Genomic DNA, 1,041 nt, shown 5'->3' with positions numbered 1-1,041 from the left:
TTCACCAACAACTCTACAAGATTCTTCTATAGTCCTTCCTGGTTCCGTCTTAACTAATAATAACCTCTTAAATACTTCTAAATCATATTCACTAAACATTACCTGTCCTTTTGAATCTCTTAAGAAGTTATATCCGTTATATCTCTCAAACATACCATAATATTTTTTAAAAGTTGTATGATTAATATTTAATGTTTGTGCTGCTTGTTTTGTTGTTTGATATATAACAACCATTGCAATCACCTCACAAATTTACATTCGATATAACCGATATAACTCCTTGTTTTATAATTTATATAAACTTTATAAATCACAATGAAATTTCACGTCCCGTATTTTTCACAAAATTAAACCGTCCTTTTTAAAAAAAGGGACACAAAAATTTTTTATATGTGGGATATTCCCACACCCTTTACGCTCACAGCGGGTGTCCCCCAAACAATGTTTGGGAGTACGCAATAGCTTGGTTTACTATTCCTTTAGGCAACCCTACGGGACATCAACTTTTATTTAAAAAACTTTTTACAAACCAAAAAACTTTTCTAAATAAAACTCCTTCGCCTTGCTACGGCTTCTTACAGGCTTTCCATTCCCATCTACCGATTCACATTTCAAACCTTTCAGAAGTGATTTTGCGTACTCTGATGAATATATACATCGTTCCTTCTTTTAATACATTCTACCTTTATACCTGAAGTTATATCGGCTATATCTTCTATAACTCACAATTAAATCCAACTATATATTAAATACCTCTATAGATAACTACCTTGTTAATATTTTTCATCCTCTTAACGCTTAACTATCCCTGGCGCGCATCCGCCTAAGGCCGAATGCTCGCCATACCTAACATAACCTCTAGGGCGTAAGCACTAATTCTGCGACAAATATTAAAAACATTTTTTCTATAGAATCTCTAAATATATACTTATCTCTTCTTGAGACCCCAACACTATATTCGTATTTAAACCTCCAACGATCCTGAATTTAGTCCTGCTGCCATTTCATTTTGATTTTTTTATAACAATTACTTGTATAAAA

Annotated in this window: 1 protein-coding gene; it reads right to left on the bottom strand. The window is 32.6% G+C overall.

Annotation, left to right across the window (positions count from 1 at the left end):
• A partial coding sequence (locus tag FE392_RS20280; protein WP_319931914.1) for a hypothetical protein occupies nucleotides 1–234 on the bottom strand: 234 nt, incomplete at its 3' end.
• Nucleotides 235–1,041: the final 807 nt, after the last annotated feature.

Origin of the sequence: Xenorhabdus santafensis (assembly GCF_033949405.1) — a bacterium.
GTDB classification, from domain to species: domain Bacteria; phylum Pseudomonadota; class Gammaproteobacteria; order Enterobacterales; family Enterobacteriaceae; genus Xenorhabdus; species Xenorhabdus santafensis.
This window is presented reverse-complemented; position numbering and strand designations above follow the sequence as displayed.